Origin of the sequence: Azoarcus olearius, assembly GCF_001682385.1 — a bacterium.
GTDB classification, from domain to species: Bacteria; Pseudomonadota; Gammaproteobacteria; order Burkholderiales; family Rhodocyclaceae; genus Azoarcus; species Azoarcus olearius.
In genome coordinates, this window is record NZ_CP016210.1 from 2,209,465 (window position 1) to 2,228,995 (window position 19,531).

The 19,531-nt window shown below is 66.8% G+C and carries 18 protein-coding genes; 6 read left to right on the forward strand and 12 right to left on the reverse strand.

Annotated features, from left to right (window positions below; genetic code table 11):
- Positions 1-6: 6 nt before the first annotated feature.
- On the reverse strand, positions 7-1,230 hold the full coding sequence (locus dqs_RS10205) for a CaiB/BaiF CoA transferase family protein (RefSeq protein WP_065340402.1): 1,224 nt from the start codon (positions 1,228-1,230) through the stop codon (positions 7-9).
- A gap of 364 nt (positions 1,231-1,594) precedes the next feature.
- Positions 1,595-2,782, reverse strand: a complete 1,188-nt coding sequence (locus tag dqs_RS10210) for an acyl-CoA dehydrogenase (protein WP_065340403.1) — start codon at positions 2,780-2,782, stop codon at positions 1,595-1,597.
- Positions 2,783-2,967: 185 nt separating this feature from the next.
- Between dqs_RS10210 and dqs_RS10215 the strand changes: the two genes are divergently transcribed.
- Together dqs_RS10215 and dqs_RS10220 are read left to right on the forward strand one after the other, a co-directional pair.
- Complete coding sequence (locus dqs_RS10215) at positions 2,968-3,912, forward strand: LysR family transcriptional regulator (RefSeq protein WP_065340404.1); 945 nt, start codon at positions 2,968-2,970, stop codon at positions 3,910-3,912.
- Positions 3,913-4,015: 103 nt separating this feature from the next.
- Positions 4,016-4,780 (forward strand): zinc metalloprotease, encoded by a 765-nt coding sequence (locus tag dqs_RS10220; protein ID WP_065340405.1) that lies wholly within the window; start codon positions 4,016-4,018, stop codon positions 4,778-4,780.
- A 56-nt stretch (positions 4,781-4,836) separates the two neighbouring features.
- On the opposite strand, the gene dqs_RS10225 is transcribed toward dqs_RS10220, so the two are convergent.
- From dqs_RS10225 to dqs_RS10265, 9 genes are all read right to left on the reverse strand, one after another.
- On the reverse strand, positions 4,837-5,631 hold the full coding sequence (locus dqs_RS10225) for an enoyl-CoA hydratase-related protein (protein ID WP_011765660.1): 795 nt from the start codon (positions 5,629-5,631) through the stop codon (positions 4,837-4,839).
- An 8-nt stretch (positions 5,632-5,639) separates the two neighbouring features.
- Positions 5,640-6,035 carry a RidA family protein gene (locus tag dqs_RS10230; protein ID WP_011765661.1) on the reverse strand — a complete coding sequence of 132 codons (396 nt, stop codon included), beginning with the start codon at positions 6,033-6,035 and terminating at the stop codon, positions 5,640-5,642.
- The gene (locus dqs_RS10235; RefSeq protein ID WP_011765662.1) at positions 6,028-6,483 is read right to left on the reverse strand and encodes an acyl-CoA thioesterase; all 456 of its coding nucleotides are present in this window, start codon (positions 6,481-6,483) and stop codon (positions 6,028-6,030) included. The genes dqs_RS10230 and dqs_RS10235 overlap by 8 nt, the downstream gene beginning before the upstream one ends.
- A 14-nt stretch (positions 6,484-6,497) precedes the next feature.
- On the reverse strand, positions 6,498-7,679 hold the full coding sequence (locus dqs_RS10240; RefSeq protein WP_065340406.1) for an acyl-CoA dehydrogenase: 1,182 nt from the start codon (positions 7,677-7,679) through the stop codon (positions 6,498-6,500).
- Positions 7,680-7,725: 46 nt separating this feature from the next.
- Positions 7,726-8,877 carry an acyl-CoA dehydrogenase family protein gene (locus dqs_RS10245; RefSeq protein ID WP_011765664.1) on the reverse strand — a complete coding sequence of 384 codons (1,152 nt, stop codon included), beginning with the start codon at positions 8,875-8,877 and terminating at the stop codon, positions 7,726-7,728.
- A gap of 7 nt (positions 8,878-8,884) precedes the next feature.
- Positions 8,885-9,730 carry an enoyl-CoA hydratase family protein gene (locus dqs_RS10250; protein ID WP_065340407.1) on the reverse strand — a complete coding sequence of 282 codons (846 nt, stop codon included), beginning with the start codon at positions 9,728-9,730 and terminating at the stop codon, positions 8,885-8,887.
- A gap of 439 nt (positions 9,731-10,169) precedes the next feature.
- The gene (locus dqs_RS10255) at positions 10,170-10,979 is read right to left on the reverse strand and encodes an SDR family NAD(P)-dependent oxidoreductase (protein WP_065340408.1); all 810 of its coding nucleotides are present in this window, start codon (positions 10,977-10,979) and stop codon (positions 10,170-10,172) included.
- Between the two features lie 214 nt (positions 10,980-11,193).
- On the reverse strand, positions 11,194-13,509 hold the full coding sequence (locus dqs_RS10260; protein WP_065340409.1) for a bifunctional salicylyl-CoA 5-hydroxylase/oxidoreductase: 2,316 nt from the start codon (positions 13,507-13,509) through the stop codon (positions 11,194-11,196).
- A 134-nt stretch (positions 13,510-13,643) separates the two neighbouring features.
- Positions 13,644-14,150, reverse strand: coding sequence for a MarR family winged helix-turn-helix transcriptional regulator (locus tag dqs_RS10265; protein ID WP_065340410.1), 507 nt, complete (start codon positions 14,148-14,150; stop codon positions 13,644-13,646).
- Between the two features lie 215 nt (positions 14,151-14,365).
- On the opposite strand from dqs_RS10265, the gene dqs_RS10270 reads away from it, so the two are divergent.
- From dqs_RS10270 to dqs_RS10285, 4 genes are all read left to right on the forward strand, one after another.
- Complete coding sequence (locus dqs_RS10270) at positions 14,366-15,373, forward strand: AraC family transcriptional regulator (protein WP_084018415.1); 1,008 nt, start codon at positions 14,366-14,368, stop codon at positions 15,371-15,373.
- Between the two features lie 122 nt (positions 15,374-15,495).
- Positions 15,496-16,284, forward strand: coding sequence for an SDR family oxidoreductase (locus dqs_RS10275; protein ID WP_065340411.1), 789 nt, complete (start codon positions 15,496-15,498; stop codon positions 16,282-16,284).
- A gap of 52 nt (positions 16,285-16,336) precedes the next feature.
- The gene (locus dqs_RS10280) at positions 16,337-17,635 is read left to right on the forward strand and encodes a styrene monooxygenase/indole monooxygenase family protein (RefSeq protein WP_065340412.1); all 1,299 of its coding nucleotides are present in this window, start codon (positions 16,337-16,339) and stop codon (positions 17,633-17,635) included.
- Positions 17,636-17,726: 91 nt separating this feature from the next.
- Positions 17,727-18,212, forward strand: a complete 486-nt coding sequence (locus dqs_RS10285) for a flavin reductase family protein (RefSeq protein WP_011765672.1) — start codon at positions 17,727-17,729, stop codon at positions 18,210-18,212.
- A 352-nt stretch (positions 18,213-18,564) separates the two neighbouring features.
- Here dqs_RS10285 and dqs_RS10290 read toward each other — a convergent pair whose 3' ends face one another.
- Positions 18,565-19,521, reverse strand: a complete 957-nt coding sequence (locus dqs_RS10290; protein ID WP_065340413.1) for a DUF808 domain-containing protein — start codon at positions 19,519-19,521, stop codon at positions 18,565-18,567.
- Positions 19,522-19,531: the final 10 nt, after the last annotated feature.

Genomic DNA, 19,531 nt, shown 5'->3' on the forward strand with positions numbered 1-19,531 from the left:
GTCGTTTCAGATCACGCCCGCGGCGCGCAATTTTTCGATCTGCGTTGCGCTGAGGCCGAGCGTGGTGCTGAGGATCTGCTCGGTATGTTGGCCGAGCAGCGGGGGCGGGTTGCGGTACTCGACCGGTGTGGCCGAAAGCCGTAGCGGGTTGGCGACCAGCGGCACTTCGCCGGCGAGCGGATGCGGCATCGTGACCTTGAGGCCGCGGGCCTGCACCTGCGGGTCGGCGAAGACGTCGGCCAGCGTGTTGATCGGGCCGCAGGGCACGGCCAGCGCTTCGAGTGCGGCGACCCAGTCGGCGGTGCTGCGCTCGATGGTCAGGCGCTTGAGCGCGGGAATCAGCGTGTTGCGGTTTTCCACCCGCGCCTTGTTGGTGGCGTAGCGCGGGTCGGCGGCGAGTTCCGGGGCGCCGGCTTCGGTGCAGAAGCGGGCGAACTGACCGTCGTTGCCGATGGCGAGGATCATGTAGCCGTCGGCCGTCGGGAAGTCCTGGTAGGGCACGATGTTGGGGTGGGCGTTGCCCAGCCGCTTAGGATTCTGCCCGGTGGTGAGGTAGTTCATCGCCTGGTTGGCGAGGCAGGCGATCTGTACGTCGAGCAGCGCGAGGTCGATGAACTGCCCTTCCCCGCTTTTCTCCCGCCAGGCGAGCGCGGCGAGCACGGCGTTGGTGGCGTAGAGGCCGGTGAGGATGTCGGTGAGCGCGACGCCGACCTTCATCGGCCCGCCACCCTCTTCGTCGTCCGGGCGGCCGGTGAGGCTCATCAGCCCGCCGAGGCCCTGGATCAGGAAGTCGTAGCCGGCGCGCGGTGCGTAGGGGCCGTCCTGGCCGAAGCCGGTGATGGAGCAGTAGATGAGGCGCGGGTTGATCGCCTTCAGCGCGGCATAGTCGAGGCCGTACTGGGCGAGCCCGCCGAGCTTGAAGTTTTCCAGCACCACGTCGGATTCGGCAGCGAGCTGTTTCACCAGCGCCTGGCCTTCCGGCCGGGTGATGTCGATGGTGATGGAGCGCTTGTTGCGGTTGGCGCAGAGGTAGTAGGCGGCGACCGGTGTGTTTTCGCCCTGTTCGTCTTTCAGGAAGGGAGGACCCCAGCCGCGGGTGTCGTCGCCGGCGCCGGGGCGTTCCACCTTGATGACGTCGGCGCCGAGATCGGCGAGCAACTGGCCGGCCCAAGGGCCCGCGAGGATGCGGGAGAGGTCTAGCACGCGGATGTGGGAGAGTGCGCCGGGCATGGTGGGGGGCTCTTGCTGTCCTGTGGTGACGTGGGTGATGCGCTGCGTCTGTTAAAAGCCTTCGGATCGACTGGCGCCTCGCGCGGGGTATTTGTTCCGCCGGGCTGCGGAACTCACTCGCTGCGCTCGTTCAGACAGTCCTCGCCCGGCTCCACAAACACCCCGCCCGACCGCTGGCGGTGGGGCAATGTGCGCTTTGGTAAACCGGCGCTAAATTGAGATGCGTGACGGGGAGCCGCCATGTTCCTCCCCCTCCCCTTCAAGGGGAGGGCTGGGGTGGGGATGGGGTCAAGCTCTGCGGCGCGCCCAACCCCATCCCCCTCCTAACCTCCCCCTTGAAGGGGGAGGAACAAAACAATCCCGCTCAGTTACCGAACGCCGCAATCCCGGTAATCGCCCGCCCCAGAATCAGCGCATGGATGTCGTGCGTACCCTCGTAGGTGTTCACCACTTCCAGATTCACGAGGTGACGCGCCACGCAGAACTCGTCCGAGATGCCGTTGCCGCCGAGCATGTCGCGCGCGGTGCGGGCGATGTCGAGCGCCTTGCCGCAGGAGTTGCGCTTGATGATGGAGGTGATCTCCACCGGGGAGTTGCCGGCATCCTTCAACCGGCCGACCTGCAGGCAGGCCTGCAGCCCCAGCGTGATCTCGGTGAGCATGTCGGCGAGCTTCTTCTGCACCAGCTGGTTGGCCGCGAGCGGACGGCCGAACTGCTTGCGGTCCATGGTGTATTGGCGGGCCGTTTCGTAGCAGGCTTCGGCCGCGCCGAGCGCGCCCCAGGCGATGCCGTAGCGGGCGGAGTTGAGGCAGGTGAAGGGACCCTTCAGGCCACGCACCGTCGGGAAGGCGTTCTCTTCCGGGCAGAAGACTTCGTCCATGACGATCTCGCCGGTGATCGACGCACGCAGGCCCACCTTGCCGTGGATCGCCGGGGCCGACAGGCCCTTCCAGCCCTTTTCCAGCACGAAGCCGCGGATCTGGCCTTCGTCGTCCTTGGCCCACACCACGAACACGTCGGCGATGGGGCTGTTGGTGATCCACATCTTGGCGCCGGAAATACTGTAGCCGCCGGGCACCTTCTTGGCGCGGGTGATCATGCTGCCGGGGTCGGAGCCGTGGTTCGGTTCGGTGAGGCCGAAGCAGCCCACCCATTCGCCGGTGGCGAGCTTGGGCAGGTATTTTTGCTTCTGCGCTTCGGTGCCGAATTCGTTGATCGGCACCATGACCAGTGAGGACTGCACGCTCATCATCGAGCGGTAGCCGGAATCGACGCGTTCCACTTCGCGGGCGATCAGGCCGTAGCTGATGTAGTTCATGCCGGCGCCGCCGTACTGCTCGGGGATGGTCGGGCCGAGCAGGCCGAGTTCGCCCATCTCGTTGAAGATCTCGCGGTCGGTGCGTTCATGGCGGAAGGCTTCCTGCACGCGCGGCAGCAGCTTTTCCTGACAGTAGGCGCGCGCGGTGTCGCGCACCATGCGCTCCACGTCGGTCAGCTGGCTGTCGAGGAAAAGCGGGTCTGCCCAGTCGAAGGTCGCCTTGTTGGAAGCCATGTCGTCTCCTTTTTCACGGTGTCGGGGCGGCCGTTGGTTCGGGCCGCGGATGCGCCAATACTAGGGATCGTCCTTCGTCCCGGCAAACGAGTATTTGGAAGTAAACTGTGCGCTTTACTCACTCCGAAGCGACCGTAACGGGCTTCTTTGCTGGTGTGGCCCGCGGACGGAATGCGAACAGAGCAATGCGCCGAAAAATTCCGAGCACCGCCGCGCTGCAGGCCTTCGATGCCGCTGCGCGCCACGAGAGTTTCACCCGCGCAGCGGACGAGCTTGCGCTGACGCAGAGCGCGATCTGCCGCCAGATCGCCGGGCTGGAGGATTTCCTCGGTGTCGCCCTGTTCCGCCGCACCCGGCGCGGCGTGCGGCTGACCGAGGCGGGGCTCAACTACAGCCGCAAGGTCGCGGCCCGGCTGGACGCGGTGGAGCGTGACACGCTGGCGGTGATGGCGCAGCGCGACAGTGGCGCCACGCTGGAAATCGCGACGGTGCCCACCTTCGCCACCCGATGGCTGTTGCCGCGGCTGCCGGGCTTTTTGGCGCAGCACCCGGATGTCACGATCAATCTCAGCACCCGCACGCGCCCTTTCCTGTTCGACGAAACCGAGTTCGACGCCGCGATCTACTTCGGCGACGCCGGGTGGCCCGGCACCGAGGCGCACTTCCTGATGCGCGAGTATCCCGTGCCGGTGTGCAGCCCGCTGCTACCCGGCGCCAAGCCGAGCATGAGCCCGGCGGAAATCGCCCAGCTGCCGCTGCTGCAGCAGACCACCCGGCCGTATGCGTGGCGGCACTGGTTCGAATCGCTCGGCATGAGCATTTCGCAAGACATGAGCGGCCCGCGGCTGGAGCTGTTCTCGATGCTGGCCGAAGCTGCGATCCAGCGCCTGGGCGTGGCGCTGATACCGCCCTTCCTGATCCGTCACGAACTCGACGCGGGCCTGCTGATCACGCCCACGCCGCACGCCCAGCGCAGTGAGCGGGCCTATTACTTCATCGTGCCGGAACGCAAGTCGCAGCATGCCGCGCTCGGCGCCTTTCGCGCCTGGCTGGTCGAGGAGACCGCGCGTTATGCAGAAAACGAGAATTCCTCCGCATATTCAGGCAAGGACGACGTCAATCCTGCATGACGCTTGCACTATGCTTGCGGACTTTGCCGCGGCGCTTCCACTGGCGCAGCCGGCCACGAGAATCCGCCCCTCCACGGCGGACGCAAGATGGAGTGTGGACGACATGAAGAAGCTGAATTCCGGCGCTGCTGCGAAACCGGCGGGCGCGGTCGCGGAGAGAGCGAACGCTTCGCGGCCCGGCCGCGGCGGGCTGTGGTCCATCGGACGCCGGATTGCGCTGCCCGGCCTCGCCGTTCTTTCCGCGGTGCTGGTGGCAGCCTGTGCCACCCCGGCCGATCCCGGGGCCGGTTCGGCGAGCACCGCCGCCACGGTGGAAGCGCCCGCGAACGTGCAGATGCAGGCGGTGCAGGTGTATCTGGTGCCGCTGGACGACTTCGACGGTGCGCAGGCCAACACGCTGGCCGCGCAGATGGCGGCGGAATTCGGCATGGAGATTCGCGCCTCGGCGCCGCTGAGCGCACGCCGCGCCCTGCCCTTCTCAGGCACGCGGCAGTTTCCCGCGGAAGACCTGCTGCATGTGACCTTGCCTGCGCTGGAGCATCTGCCCGGACGCGGCAGCCAGACGAGCTATGTATTGCTGACGGCGCGCGACATCAATGCGCGTGCGCGCAACAACCGCTTCCTGTTCTCGTGGCACGTGCCCGACCAACGGGTGTCCATCGTGTCCACCGCGCGGCTTCAGCCCGCGGGCGCAATGACGGCGCAGACGCGGGCGCTGACCGCAACCCGCTTGAAGAAGATGACCCGCCGCGCGATCGGCGAGATGCAGTTGGGATGGCAGCGCAGCGCGCAGCGCGACAACCCGATGTATGCCCCGCTGAACAGCGTGGCCGATATCGACCGGCTGGCCGATCGCCAGCCGCAGTAAGCGCGGCGGGTGGACAGGCGTGCGTTACGCCCGTCGCACCCCCGCCGCGGGGGTACTCAGCGGCCCTTCCAGACCGGCTTGCGCTTTTCCAGGAAGGATTTGACGCCCTCGTTGCGGTCCTCGGTGCCGGCGAGCACCACGAAGTTGCGGCGCTCGATCGCCAGCCCCGCGGCGAGCGGCGTCTCGAAGGCCTGCAGCACCGAATCCTTGGCCAGCCGCACCGCCAGCGGTGCCTTCTTGGCGATCTTGCCGGCCAACTCGTGGGCGCGCGCGATGCAGGCCTCGTCGGCCACCACTTCCGCCACCAGCCCGGCGGCGCGCGCTTCCTGCGCCGGGATGAACTCGCCCGCCAGCACCAGCTTCATCGCCACCGACTTGCCGACCGCGCGGGTCAGGCGCTGGGTGCCGCCGGCGCCGGGGATGATGCCGAGATTGATTTCGGGCTGACCGAACTGGGCCGACTCGCCGGCGATGACGATGTCGGCATGCATCACCAGCTCGCAGCCGCCACCCAGCGCGTAACCGCACACGGCGGCGATGATGGGCTTGGGAAAGCGTGCGATCGCGCCGAACAGCCGGGGCCGCTCTTCTAGCAGCACCGCCTGCATGTCCTTGGCGGCCATCTCGGCCAGATCGGCGCCGGCGGCGAACACCTGATCGCCGCCGGTGAGGACGATGCAGCGCACCGCGTCGTCGTGTTCCGCCTGCTCCAGCAGCGCGACGATGCTGCGCAGCAGCGGCGTCGACAATGCGTTCTTCGCCTGCGGACGATCCAGCCGGATTTCGAGCACGCCGGCATCGGGGCCGGCCACGATCACGCCCTCACCGGGCAGGTAAGCCTTGTCTGTCATCCTTCCTCTCAGTCTGGAATGACGGCGGTGACCTCGATCTCGACCTTGGCCTCGTCCTCGACGAGGTCTGCAACCTGGACGGCGGTCATCGCCGGGAAATTCTTGCCCATGACCTCGCGGTAGGCTGCACCGATCTCCTTGAGGCGAGCGTTATATTCCTTCTTGTCCTTAAGGTACCACGTCATCCGGACCATATGCTCCGGGCCGGCGCCGGCCACGGCGAGCACGTCGTGGATGTTACGCAGCGCCTGGAAAATCTGCTGCACGAGGTCGTCGCTCTCGAACTTGCACTGGCCGTTCCAGCCGATCTGGCCGCCGACGTAGATCTGCCGGCCGCGCGCTTCGATGCCGTTCGCGTAGCCGCGGGGGGCGAGCCAACCTTCGGGTTGCAGGGTCTTATGCATCTCTGTTCTCCATGAAACGGGCAATCGCGCCGCGGACGTCGTCCGGCCACGCGATCGATTTGTGATTGTCGAGCGAGGTGGCGACGATGACCTGGCGCGCACTCAGTCGTGGCTTGTCTTTGCCGCTGGCCAGGTGATTGAGCACCAGCGAGGCGTTGCCGAGTTTTTCGATGCTCAGTTCCCAGCGCAGCGTCTCGCCGAACACCGAGGGGGCGAGGAAGCGGGTGTCGAGCTGGGCGGTGGGCGTGCCCATGCGGCGCACGCTCACCAGTTCGGTCCAGGGGTAGCCGAGGGATTCCAGCCAGTCCTCCACCACGCTGTTCAACATGCGCAGGTAGTTGGGGAAGAAGACGATGCCCGCCGGGTCGCAGTCCTCGAAGCGCACGCGGCGCTCGACGACGAAACGCGCCGCTTCGCGAGCCGTATCGGAATCGGGGTGCTGGGTCACGACGGGCTCCTTGCTCAGTTGCTGAAAGCGGCGATGCCGGTGATGGCGCGGCCGAGGATCAGCGCATGGATGTCGTGCGTACCCTCGTAGGTGTTCACCACTTCCAGATTCACCAGATGACGCGCCACGCAGAACTCGTCCGAGATGCCGTTGCCGCCGAGCATGTCGCGCGCGGTGCGGGCGATGTCGAGCGCCTTGCCGCAGGAGTTGCGCTTGATGATGGAGGTGATCTCCACCGGCGCGTTGCCGGCGTCCTTGAGCCGGCCGACCTGCAGGCAGGCCTGCAGCCCGAGCGTGATCTCGGTGAGCATGTCGGCGAGCTTCTTCTGCACCAGCTGGTTGGCCGCGAGCGGACGGCCGAACTGCTTGCGGTCCATGGTGTATTGGCGGGCCGTTTCGTAGCAGGCTTCGGCCGCGCCGAGCGCGCCCCAGGCGATGCCGTAGCGGGCGGAGTTGAGGCAGGTGAAGGGACCCTTCAGGCCGCGCACCGTCGGGAAGGCGTTCTCTTCCGGGCAGAAGACTTCGTCCATGACGATCTCGCCGGTGATCGACGCACGCAGGCCGACCTTGCCGTGGATCGCCGGGGCCGACAAGCCCTTCCAGCCCTTCTCCAGCACGAAGCCGCGGATCTGGCCTTCGTCGTCCTTGGCCCACACCACGAACACGTCGGCGATCGGGCTGTTGGTGATCCACATCTTGGCGCCGGAGATGCTGTAGCCGCCCGGCACCTTCTTCGCACGGGTGATCATGCTGCCGGGGTCGGAGCCGTGGTTCGGTTCGGTGAGGCCGAAGCAGCCCACCCATTCGCCGGTGGCGAGCTTGGGCAGGTATTTCTGCTTCTGCGCTTCGGTGCCGAATTCGTTGATCGGCACCATGACCAGCGAGGACTGCACGCTCATCATCGAGCGGTAGCCGGAATCGACGCGTTCGACTTCGCGGGCGATCAGGCCGTAGCTGATGTAGTTCATGCCGGCGCCGCCGTACTGCTCGGGAATCGTCGGGCCGAGCAGGCCGAGTTCGCCCATCTCGTTGAAGATCTCGCGGTCGGTGCGCTCATGGCGGAAGGCTTCCTGCACGCGCGGCAGCAGCTTTTCCTGGCAGTAGGCGCGTGCGGTGTCGCGCACCATGCGCTCCACGTCGGTCAGTTGGCTGTCGAGGTGGAGGGGGTCTTCCCAGTTGAATTGGACTTTGCTCATGCTCTGTTCGGCTCCGTAGGGGTTGGGGTCGGGGCTGGGGGTAGGCTTACTTCAACAGTTCGCGGGCGACGATCAGCTTCTGCACTTCTGTCGCGCCTTCATAGATGCGCAGCGCGCGGATTTCGCGGTAGAGCGATTCGACCATGACGCCGATGCGCACGCCCTGCCCGCCGTGGATTTGCACCGCGGCGTCGATCACGCGCTGGGCATTCTCGGTGGCGGTCATCTTGGCCATGGCGGCTTCGCGGGTGGTCGGCAGCTTCTGCACGTCGCGGCGCCAGGCGGCTCGCGCGGTGAGCAGCGCGGCGGCTTCGATGTCGGTGGCCATGTCGCCGAGCTTGGCCTGCGTCAGCTGGAAGTCGGCGAGCGTGTGGCCGAACATCGGGCGCTGGCGGGCGTGGTTCAGGGCTTCGTCGAGCGCGCGGCGGGCAAAGCCGAGCGCGGCGGCGGCGACCGAGGCGCGGAAGATGTCGAGCGTGCGCATCGCCACCTTGAAGCCTTCGCCCGGCGCGCCGAGGCGGTTGGCCACCGGCACCTTCATGTCGGTGAAGCGCAGGCGGGCGAGCGGATGCGGCGCGATCGTATCCAGGCGCTCGGCGACTTCGAAGCCGGGCATGTCGGGATAGACCACGAAGGCGGAGATGCCGCGCGTGCCCGGCGCCTCGCCGGTGCGGGCGAAGAGGCAGTACACATCGGCGATGCCGCCGTTGGAGATCCAGGTCTTCTCGCCGTTGATGACGTAGTGGTCGCCTTCAAGGCGCGCTTCGCAAGACATCGCGCCGACGTCGGAGCCGGCCAGCGGTTCGGTCAGCGCGAAGGCGGAAATCCATTCGCCGGCGGCCACCTTGGGCAGCACGTGGCGCTTGATCTCTTCGCTGCCGGACAGGGTGATCGCGCCGGTGCCCAGGCCCTGCATGGCGAAGGCGAAGTCGGCGAGGCCGTCGTGGTAGGCGAGCGTTTCGCGGGCGATGCAGAGCGAGCGCGAATCGAGTTCGGCGAGCGCGCCGCCGTAGGCGGCCGGCACCGCGTAGCGCAGGAAACCGGCCTTGCCGAGCGCGGCGACGAGCTGGCGGCAGGCATTGTCGGTGTCGTGGTGATCGACGTGGGGCATCGCGGTGGATGCCCAGTCGAAGATCGCGTCCGACAGCTGGCGGTGTTCGGGGCCGTAGAACGGCAGGTCGAGGATGGAGCGGTCCATGGCGTGCTCAGTTTCCTTCGAACTTGGGTTTCTGCTTGGCGGCGAAGGCTTCGAAGGCGCGGCGGAAGTCGCCGGTCATCATGCAGATGGCCTGGGCCTGGGCTTCGGATTCGACCATTTCCTCGATGCCCATGGCCCATTCCTGGTTGAGCATGGTCTTGGTCATAGTGTGGGCGAACCAGGGGCCGTCGGCGAGGTTGCGGGCGAGCTTGTCGGCTTCGGCGAAGAGGTCGGCGCTGGGGTGCAGCGCGCTGAAGAAGCCCCAGTCGCGGCCTTCTTCGGCGCTCATGACGCGGCCGGTCATCAGCAGTTCGGTGGCGCGGCCCTGGCCGATCATGCGCGGCAAGAGGCCGCAGGCGCCCATGTCGGCGCCGGCGAGGCCGACGCGGGTGAAGAGGTAGGCGGTCTTGGTTTCCGGCGTGCCGAGGCGGAAGTCGGCGGCGAGCGCGACCATGGCGCCGGCGCCGGCGCAGAAGCCGTCGATGGCGGCGATGACGGGTTGCGGGGCGCGCCGCATGGTCTTCACCAGGTCGCCGGTCATGCGGGTGAATTCGAGGAGTTCGGGCATGCTCATCTTGGTGAGCGGTTCGATGATTTCGAACACGTCGCCGCCGGAGCAGAAGTTGCCGCCTTCGCCGCGGATGACCACGGTACGCACGTCGCTGGCGTACTTGAGGTTGTTGAAGAGGTCGCGCAGTTCGGCGTAGGAGTCGAAGGTGAGCGGGTTCTTCTTCTCCGGGCGGTTGAGCGTGATGGTGGCGACGCGGCCGTCCTCGGAGCAGGACCACTTGAAGTGGCGGGCCTGGTAGTCCTTGAACGGACGCTTGTGATCGTTCATCGAAAGTTCTGCCATGGTCTCTCTCCTATGCTTCCTGGCTGGGTTTATTGGATTCGGGTTGCCGCTCTCTAGCGGTTTGTTCCGTGTTGCGCTGCCGTGCTTGCCGGCCGGGTTTCGCGGTGGCCTTCCGTTTGGCTGCGATGACTGCGTTCCTGCGGTACTGCTCTCCGGTGATGCACACACGCGCTTGCTGGCCGGCGATCACGCGGGATGTTTCTTCCGGGGCTGCGGAACTCGCTCGCTGCGCTCGCTCGGACAGTCCTCGCCCCTGCATAAACACCCCGCGCGCTCGCCTCTGTCCTTGCGTTTCCCTTCGCTGCTGTTCGTAGCGGCCGTGTGCTTGTTTCTGTTGGTGGGCTTCGCGTCGTTTGGTGGTGGGTCGCTCCGCTCACCTCGGGAAGCCGGGTTCGCTCGGTGTCGGCCACGGGGCTTCGTCGCCTTGGGTTGGTTCCCGTCAGCCGGCCATCACCTCGCCCCCCGCTACCGGGATCGACTGCCCGTGGATTGCATCCGAGCCCGGCAGGCACAGCCAGCCGACGGTGCGGGCGACGTCCTCCGGTTGAACCAGCCGGCCCTGCGGGTTGCTGGCGGCCAGCGTGGTCTTGGCGTCGTCGCTGCTGCGGCCGGTCTTGGCGACGATGTTGTCGACCGCGCCGCCGAGCAGCGGGGTGTCGGTGTAGCCCGGGCAGACCGCGTTCACCGTGATGCCCTGCTTCGCCACTTCCAGCGCCAGCGCGCGGGTCAGGCCGATCACGCCGTGCTTGGCGGCGCAGTAGGCCGAAACATAGGCGTAGCCCACCAGGCCGGCGGTGCTGGCGATATTGACGATGCGGCCCCAGCGTGCGGCCTGCATGCCCGGCAGCACGGCGTGGGTGCAGTTGTAGGTGCCGGTGAGGTTCACCGTCAGCATCTCGTTCCACAGCGCCGGCTCGGTCTTGGCGAGCGGCGCGCTCTTGGCGGCGCCGGCGTTGTTGATGAGGATGGCGATGGCGCCGCGCGCTGCCGCGGCCTCGGCCAGCGCGGCGCCGATGGCGGCGTGGTCCGTGATGTCGGCCACCGCGATGCCATGTCCCTGCCCCGCCAGCTTGTCGAGCGTGGCGTTAAGCGGTTCGGCACGGCGGCCGACCAGCGTGAGCGTGGCGCCGAGTTGGGCGAGTTCGATCGCGATCGCCTCGCCGATGCCGCTGCCGGCACCGGTCACCACCGCGTGGCGACCGGCGAGCGGCGGATGTGTCTCTCTGCTGTTGTCGGTGGGTGCGTTCATTGCGCTACCTTCCTGAGGGTTCTTGGGGGGCGCCGATGTCGGCACACTCCGTCAGGGTCAAGCTGCTCGGTTTTGCCCCCTCCCCTTCAAGGGGAGGGTTGGGGTGGGGATGGGGTCGGGCGACGTTGAACCTAACCCCATCCCCCTCCTAGCCTCCCCCTTGAAGGGGGAGGGACCAAAACCGACGTCTCTGATTGCGCCAAGGGCAATCAGCTCACTTCCCCGCCGAATAACTCCGCTTCAGATTCGTCTCATACTGCCCGCGGCCCGACAGGTACTGCTTCGGCCAGGCCTGGCCCTTGAACTCGATCTTGGCGGCTTCGTGCAGCGTCCAGGCCGGGTCGGCCAGGTGCGGACGGGCCACCGCGCAGAGGTCGGCACGGCCGGCGCCGATGATGCTGTTGACATGGTCGGCTTCGAAGATGGCGCCCACGGCGATGGTCGGGATGCCCACTTCGTTGCGGATGCGGTCGGCGAACGGGGTCTGGAACATGCGGCCGTACACCGGCTTTTCACCCTTCCACACCTGACCGGACGAGCAGTCGATGATGTCGGCGCCGGCTTCCTTGAACAGGCGCGCGATGGCGACCGCGTCGTCGGCCGTGTTGCCGCCGGGGAACCAGTCGTGGCACGACAGGCGCACCGACATCGGCTTGTCGGCCGGCCACACCGCGCGCATCGCCTTGAACACTTCCAGCGGGTAGCGGGCGCGGTTTTCGACGCTGCCGCCGTATTCGTCCTTGCGCTGGTTGGTCAGCGGCGACAGGAAGCTCGACAGCAGGTAGCCGTGGGCGCAGTGGAATTCCAGGATGTCGAAGCCGGCTTCGGCGGCCATCTTGGTGGAGCGGACGAAGTCTTCCTTGACGCGGTCCATGTCGGCGCGGTTCATCTCGCGCGGCACCTGGCTGTTCGGCAGGTAGGGCAGCGGCGAGGCGGAGATCAGTTCCCAGGCGCCGGATTCCAGCGGTTGGTCGATGCCTTCCCAGGCCAGCTTGGTCGCGCCCTTGCGGCCGGCATGGCCGAGCTGGATGCCCATCTTTGCGTCGGAGTTGGCATGCACGAAATCGACGATGCGCTTCCAGGCATTGACGTGCTCGGGCTTGTACATGCCGGCGCATCCCGGGGTGATGCGGGCGTCGGCCGAGACGCAGGTCATTTCGGTATAGAGCAGGCCGGTGCCGCCGAGCGCGCGCGAGCCGAAGTGGACCAGGTGGAAGTCGTTGGCGAGGCCGTCTTCCGCGGAGTACATCGCCATCGGCGACATGATCACGCGGTTGGCCAGCGTCAGGCCGCGCAGCTTGAACGGGGTGAACATCGGCGGCGGCGGGGTCTGGTCGGCGGCGACGGGCACGCCGGCCTTGTTGGCCAGCCAGCGCTCGTAGCCTTCCAGCCAGTTGGCGTCGCGCAGGCGCAGGTTTTCGTGCGAGATGCGCTGCGAGCGGGTCAGCATCGAGTACATGAACTGCTCGGGTTCCAGCGTATCGCAGTAGCGCGCGTCGCAGACCTCGAACCATTCCATCGCGTTCCACGCGGCGTTCTGCAGGCGCAGCACGTCGATGTTGCGCACTTCCTGGTAGCGCGCGAGCACGGCGGGGATGTTGTCGGCGCTGTCGCCCTCTTCCTTGAACAGGCGGGTCAGGTCGATCGCGTCTTCCAGCGCCAGCTTGGTGCCGGAGCCGATGGCGAAGTGGGCGGTGTGTACCGCGTCGCCCATCAGCACGACGTGGCTCTTGCCGTTGAAGTGGTGCCACTGTTCGCACTTGACGCGCTGGAAGTTGAGCCAGGCCGAGCCGCGCAGGTGACGGGCGTTGGTCATCAGCGGGTAGCCGTCCAGGTGGTCCTTGAACAGCTTTTCGCAGAATTCGATGGACTGCTGCTGGTCGGCCTTGTCGAGGCCGTGGGCCTGCCAGACGTGTTCCGGGCACTCGACGATGAAGGTCGTCGTGGTGTCGTCGAACTTGTAGATGTGGGCCTGGAACCAGCCGTGTTCGGTCTTCTCGAAAATGAAGTTGAAGGCGTCGAACAGCTTGTTGGTGCCCAGCCAGATGTAGCGGTTCGGGCGGGTGACGATGTCCGGCTTGAAGACTTCGTTGTAGCGGTTGCGGATCTTGGAGTTGATGCCGTCGGAGGCGATGATCAGGTCGGCGTCCGGGTATTCCAGGTCGGAATCGACGTCCTTCTCGAACACCAGTTCCACGCCCAGCTCCACGCAGCGGTCCTGCAGGATGTTGAGCATCTTCTTGCGGCCGATGCCGACGAAGCCGTGGCCGCCGGAGCGGATGGTGCGGCCCTTGAAGTGCAGCTCGATGTCGTCCCAGTGGTTGAAGGCGACCTGGATCGCGTCGGCGGTGACCGGGTCCCATTCGCGCATGTTGTCCATGGTCGCGTCGGAGAACACCACGCCCCAACCGAAGGTGTCGTAGGGCTTGTTGCGCTCGACCACGGTGATCTGATGCGCCGGGTTCAGCTTCTTCATCAGGATCGCGAAATACAGCCCCGCGGGGCCCCCACCGATACACACGATGCGCATGCTGTTCTCCTTTAGTTGTTGCCGCCCTGAGGTCCGGCGGACGTGAAAGTGTTCCTCATTTAGCGAGGAATATTTCATGTCTAAACTATTAAGTCAAGAAGCGCATCTATGAATTTTCATGGAAGTAGGACGGGTCAGTTTTCCTCGCCCGGATCGGCGGAAAGATCGGGCGGATGCAGGGTCAGCAGCTCGCGCAACATGCCCAGCAGCATGCGCGCGTTGTCGGCGCCAAAGGGTTGTAGCACCGCGGCCTGGTGCTGCAACGCCCGTTCGCGCAGACCTTCGGTAAGCCGCTGCCCCTTGGGCGTCAGCACCACCACCGTCTGGCGGCGGTCCGCTTTCACCCGCGTGCGGCTCACCAGGCCCTCCTGCTCCATGCGCTGCACCACCTTGCTCAGCGTCGGTTGCTTGGTCAGCGCCAGCTGGCTGAGGCTGCCGATGCTCTCGCCGGCGCTGCCGCTCAGGCTGGCGAGCACCCGCCATTCGGTGACGGACAGACCGGCTTCGTTCACCTCGCGGTGGAACTCGTGGGAGATCCGGCTGCTTGCCTGGGCGAGCAGATAGGCGAGATACCCGTCGATGAAACGTTCGCCCGACCCGGTGGCGATCGCGGCGGCTTCAGGTGGAGGGAAAAGCGACATCGGGCGCTCCGGAATGGTGCCGGTTGAGGGGTGGGAATGCACCCGTTTGGGGCGGTTTGGGCGGTAATCCGAATCTGGCAGCGATGGGTGCATCTTAGGCTTGCGATTCGAACTTTGTTGCATTTAAATTATTTAGGTCTATACATTATGGGCGAGGGTGCACGCCATGTCAGTTCTCCCGTTGCTGCCGACCGGCCCGCTGCCGGCCTACCGCCTTGAACGCGCCTGACGCCGGGCTGGCGGAGCCGCTGGCCGCCTATCCCTTCTTCCGCTCCAGCGATGCGGAGGAGTCGCGCCAGCACGTCGCCCGCGTATTCTGCCCGCACGAACTTCGCCAAGTCACGGGCAGGCGGCCGTTCGCCTCGCGCCACAACATGCTGCGGCTGCACGAGACGGCGCTGAACTTCCTGACCTACGGCACCGACGTCGACATCCTTCCCGGCCGCCTCGAAAGCTTCTATCTGGTCCAGATGCCGCTGGCGGGCGGCGCCGATATCCGCTGCGGCGAGCAGGCGGTGCTGTCCTCGCCGCGGCTCGCCACCATCCTCAGCCCGGACGATGAAACGCGGATGCGCTGGCAGCACGATGCGCGCCAGCTGCTGCTGTGGATTCCGCGCGAGGCCCTGGAGCGGCGGCTGGAAGAGCATCTGGGCGAACGCCCGGACCGCCCGCTCTCCTTCCACCTCGGCCTGCCGCAGGACGAAGGGCTGACCCGCAGCTGGTGCCGCATGCTCGCTGACCTTGCGGCCAACATCGACCAGTGCGGGGCCGACTGGCTCCGCTTCCGCCCCACCGTCGCCGCCCTGGAGGATTGTCTGTTGCGCGGATTACTGCAGCTTCACCAGCACAACTACAGCGACTGCCTGAACGCACCGCGCGACACCGGCAAGCCGCGCCACGTCCAGCGCGCGATGGACTACGTGCAGGCGCACATCGAAGAGGGCATCAGCGTGGGCGACATCGCACGCGCCGCCTGTGTCAGCGTGCGGGCGCTCGAAGAAGGCTTCCGCAAGTATTGCGACACCACGCCGCTCGCCTATCTGCGCGAACTGCGGCTGGAGCGCGCGCGCAAGGCCCTGCTGGCCCTGCCCGGCCGCAGCGAATCGGTGACCGACGTCGCGCATCGCTACGGCTTCGTCCATCTCGGGCGCTTCTCCGCGTATTACAAGGCGCGCTTCGGCGAAACGCCCTCGCAGACGGTCGGTCGCGCGCGGCGCTGCTGATCCCTGTCGGACAGCGCATAACGGATAGGTCCAGAACGGATTCCGGATAGCCCGTCACCGGGCTGAAATGAAAACTGTGCTCCATCGACGCCGCTGCGCGTCACCTCAACGGAGCACAGCAGATGAAGGGCCTGGACAACAAAGTCGCCATCGTCACCGGTGGCGCAACCATGATCGGCGAGGCGGTCGCGCGTGACCTGATCGCCCACGGCGGCCGCGTGGTGCTGGCGGACATCGACGCCGACAAGGGCGCCGCCGCGGCGGACAGGCTGGGCGCCGCCGCCCGCTTCATCCGCACCGACGTCACCGACGATGCCGCGATCGCCGCCTGCGTGGCCGGCACCGTGGCGGCCTTCGGCGGCGTCGACTTCCTCGTCAATTGCGCCTGCACCTACGTCGATAACGGCGCCGCCTCCACGCGCGCCGAATGGCTGCAGGCCTTCAACGTGAATGTGGCCGGCGCGGCGATGATGCTGCAGACCTGCCGGCCGGAGATGGTCAAGCGCGGCGGCGGCGCGGTGGTGAACTTCGCCTCCATCTCTGCCACCTCCGCCCAGGCCGGCCGCTGGCTCTACCCGATGAGCAAGGCCGCGATCCAGCAATTCACCCGCAGCGCCGCGCTCGACCTCGCCGCCGACCACATCCGTGTCAACTCGGTGTCGCCCGGCTGGACGTGGTCGTCGATCATCGAAACGCTCTCCGGCGGCGACAAGGCCAAGGCCGACAAGGTCGCGGCCGACTACCACATCCTCGGCCGCCTCGGCCTGCCCGAGGAAGTCGCCCAGGTCGTCTCCTTCCTGCTCTCCGACCACGCCAGCTTCGTCAGCGGCGCCGACTACGCCTGCGACGGCGGCTACACCGCGCTCGGGCCGGAAGGCAGCGCAGCCGCGATCACCCGGCTGATGGCCTGACCTCCCCTTTCCTCCCCCTTCAGCAAGCATCCGCACCCATCAGGAGACTTCCATGCACCTCGCCAGCAATGCGTCCGAAAACAAGATCACCCCGCGCAGCGTTGCCATCGTCGGCGCCGGCCAGGCCGGCCTGCTGCTCGGCTGCGCCCTGCTCGACAAGGGCTACAGCGTCACCATGGTCACCAACCGCAGCGCCGAAGATGTCTGGCACGGCAAGGTGATGTCCTCGCAGTTCATCTTCGACCCGGCGCTGCAGATCGAGCGCGACTTCGGCATGAACCAGTGGGAAGCCGAGTGCATGAAGACCGAGGGCATCAGTTTCTCGATTCCGATGCCGGACGGCAGCGGCAACAAGGCCATCCACTGGCATGCGCGTCTCAACGCCTACGGGCAGTCGGTCGACCAGCGCGTGAAGATGCCGGGCTGGATGAAGGAATTCGAGCGCCGCGGCGGCGAACTGCGCTTCGACGACGTCGGCGTGGCCGAGCTGGACCAGCTTGCCGCCGAGTACGAACTGGTGCTGCTGGCCGGCGGCAAGGGCGAGATCGTCAAACTGCTCGGCACCGACGAGAGCCGTTCGCCGGTCAAGCAGCCGATGCGCCAGCTCGCGCTCACCTACGTCACCGGGATGAAGCGCCACGACTACTACGAGTGCGTGAACTTCAACCTCATCCCCGGCGTGGGCGAGTACTTCGTGTTCCCGGCGCTGACCACCAAGGGCGCCGACGGCACCCAGGACTGCGACATCATGGTGTTCGAAGGCGTGCCCGGCGGCCCGATGGACTGCTGGGGCGAGGCCAAGACCCCGGAGCAGCACCTCGAGGTCAGCCTCAACATCCTCAAAACCTTCGTGCCCTGGGAATACGAGCGCAGCCGCGACTGCCAGCTGACCGACGCCAACGGCATCCTCGCCGGCCGCATCACGCCGACCGTGCGCAACCCGGTGCTGACCCTGCCCTCCGGCCGCAAGGTGTTCGGCATGGGCGACGCCGTGCTGGTGAACGACCCGATCACCGGTCAGGGCTCCAACAACGCGACCAAGGGCGCCAAGCACTACTACGACGCCATCCTCGCCCGCGGCGCCGCCGCCTTCGACGAAGCCTGGATGCGCCAGACCTTCGACGCGCTCTACAACGGCTACGCGGAAAAGGTGGTGCGCTGGACCAACAGCCTGCTGTTCCCGCCGCCCGAGCACATCGTCAAGCTGCTGGGCGCCGCGCAACAGGCCCCCTCGCTGGCCAGCCGCATCGCCAACGGATTCAACGATCCGCGCGACTACGCCGAGTACTGGTTCGACGCCGCCGATGCGGAAAACCTGATCGCCAGCGAGATGCAGAAGCTCGCCGCCTGAGCGTTCCCGCGTCGTCGTCTGCAAGAAAGAAGGATCGGTATCGCCGGGCCGTGGGGAGCACCTTCCCGGCCCGGCGGCCAAGGAGACAACCATGTTCGACCCCCGACAGTTCCGCAACGCGCTGGGGCATTTCGCCACCGGCGTCGCCATCGTCACCACCAAAGACAGCCAGGGCGGCGCGATCGGCCTCACCATCAACAGCTTCGCCTCGGTGTCGCTGGAACCGCCGCTGGTGCTGTGGAGCCTCGCCCGCAACGCGTGGAGCGTGGCTGCCTTCGAAGCCGCCGAATTCTTCGCGATCCACGTGCTGGCCGAGGACCAGCAAGATCTCTCGAACCGCTTCGCGCGCGCCTCGGAAGACAAGTTCGCCAACGTCAAGACCAGCGCCGGGCTGGGTGGGGTGCCGCTGCTGACGGGATGCCCCGCGGTGTTCCAGTGCAGTACCGAACGCCATTACGACGGCGGCGACCACATCATCATAGTGGGACGGGTCGAGAGCTTCCACACCGAGGAACGGCCGCCGCTGCTGTTTCACCGGGGGCGCTATCTGGCGACGCCGGAGGGCTGCGCGGCGTGAGGTGCTTCGCAACCCTCGTTTTCAGGCGGGTTTGACTGGAATTGCGGTGAAGACAGAAGTGCGGTGGCCGGATGGCTCGATTCAGGACGTAAGGCCCCGGCTGGGACGGGATGGGGTTTGCGCTGCGGTGAGCCCCACCCCATCCCCCTCCTAACCGGTGGTCTCGGCTTCGCCTCGCCGCTCTGCAGGCGTCGAGCAGTGCTCGCCGAAACCCCTGCTCCGCCCCCCTTGAAGGGGGAGGAACTTGAATCTCCGGGCCGGTAGTCTCGGCTCCGACTTGCCGCTCCGCAGGTGGCAGGCAGTGCCGCCAAACCCCGGTACGCCCCCCTTGGAGGGGGAGGAACAAGACCCTCTAAGCCCTCGCCCTCACCGACCGCAGCGCCTTACCCACCGCCGTAACCCCCGCCAGCACCAGCGCTCCGGCAATCACTCCCGCCACGCCATCCAGCACCGTGGGCGCCACTGCCTCCAGCACCGGCCCGATCGCGGGCACTCCGCCTACCGCGTGCGCCGCTCCATGTATCACGTCATGTGCGCCCGGAATGCCGTGGGTAAGGATGCCGCCGCCGACCAGGAACATCGCCGCGGTGCCGAGTACCGACAGGCTTTTCATCAGCCACGGCGCGGCGGCGAGGATGCCGCGGCCGGTGGCGCGCTGGAGGCGGGGAAGCCCGCCCTCGCCCGCCTTGCGGCTGAGGTACAGCCCGCCGTCGTCGAGTTTGACGATGCCGGCGACGAAGCCATACACGCCGACCGTCATGAGCAGCGCAATCGTCGTCAGCACCGCCACCTGGGTGCCGAGCGGTGCGTCGGCCACGGTGCCGAGGGTGATCGCGATGATCTCGGCCGAGAGGATGAAGTCCGTGCGCACCGCGCCCTGGATCTTGTCCTTCTCGAAAGCCTTCATATCGACCGCCGGGTCTGCCACTGCCTGCGCCAGTTCGGCGTGATGCGCCGCATCCTCCGCGTGGGCGTGGAGGAATCTGTGGGCGAGCTTCTCGAAGCCCTCGAAGCACAGGAAGGCGCCGCCCACCATCAGCAGCGGCGTTACCAGCCAGGGCACGAAGGCGCTGATGGCCAGCGCCGCCGGCACCAGGATGGCCTTGTTCTTCAGCGAACCGAGCGCGACCGCCCAGACCACGGGCAACTCGCGGTCGGCATTGACGCCGGTGACCTGCTGGGCGTTGAGCGCGAGGTCATCGCCGAGCACGCCGGCGGTTTTCTTCGCCGCCACCTTGCTCATCACCGACACGTCGTCGAGCACGCTCGCGATGTCGTCGATCAGCGCGAGCAGGCTGGTGCCGGCCATCAGCGTTCTC

Coding starts and splice junctions, on each gene's coding strand:
- dqs_RS10205 (WP_065340402.1), bottom strand. CDS start 1,230: ATGCCCGGCGCACTCTCCCACATCCGCGTGCTAGACCTCTCCCGCATC.
- dqs_RS10210 (WP_065340403.1), bottom strand. CDS start 2,782: ATGGCTTCCAACAAGGCGACCTTCGACTGGGCAGACCCGCTTTTCCTC.
- dqs_RS10215 (WP_065340404.1), top strand. CDS start 2,968: ATGCGCCGAAAAATTCCGAGCACCGCCGCGCTGCAGGCCTTCGATGCC.
- dqs_RS10220 (WP_065340405.1), top strand. CDS start 4,016: ATGAAGAAGCTGAATTCCGGCGCTGCTGCGAAACCGGCGGGCGCGGTC.
- dqs_RS10225 (WP_011765660.1), bottom strand. CDS start 5,631: ATGACAGACAAGGCTTACCTGCCCGGTGAGGGCGTGATCGTGGCCGGC.
- dqs_RS10230 (WP_011765661.1), bottom strand. CDS start 6,035: ATGCATAAGACCCTGCAACCCGAAGGTTGGCTCGCCCCCCGCGGCTAC.
- dqs_RS10240 (WP_065340406.1), bottom strand. CDS start 7,679: ATGAGCAAAGTCCAATTCAACTGGGAAGACCCCCTCCACCTCGACAGC.
- dqs_RS10245 (WP_011765664.1), bottom strand. CDS start 8,877: ATGGACCGCTCCATCCTCGACCTGCCGTTCTACGGCCCCGAACACCGC.
- dqs_RS10250 (WP_065340407.1), bottom strand. CDS start 9,730: ATGGCAGAACTTTCGATGAACGATCACAAGCGTCCGTTCAAGGACTAC.
- dqs_RS10255 (WP_065340408.1), bottom strand. CDS start 10,979: ATGAACGCACCCACCGACAACAGCAGAGAGACACATCCGCCGCTCGCC.
- dqs_RS10260 (WP_065340409.1), bottom strand. CDS start 13,509: ATGCGCATCGTGTGTATCGGTGGGGGCCCCGCGGGGCTGTATTTCGCG.
- dqs_RS10265 (WP_065340410.1), bottom strand. CDS start 14,150: ATGTCGCTTTTCCCTCCACCTGAAGCCGCCGCGATCGCCACCGGGTCG.
- dqs_RS10275 (WP_065340411.1), top strand. CDS start 15,496: ATGAAGGGCCTGGACAACAAAGTCGCCATCGTCACCGGTGGCGCAACC.
- dqs_RS10280 (WP_065340412.1), top strand. CDS start 16,337: ATGCACCTCGCCAGCAATGCGTCCGAAAACAAGATCACCCCGCGCAGC.
- dqs_RS10285 (WP_011765672.1), top strand. CDS start 17,727: ATGTTCGACCCCCGACAGTTCCGCAACGCGCTGGGGCATTTCGCCACC.
- dqs_RS10290 (WP_065340413.1), bottom strand. CDS start 19,521: ATGGCCGGCACCAGCCTGCTCGCGCTGATCGACGACATCGCGAGCGTG.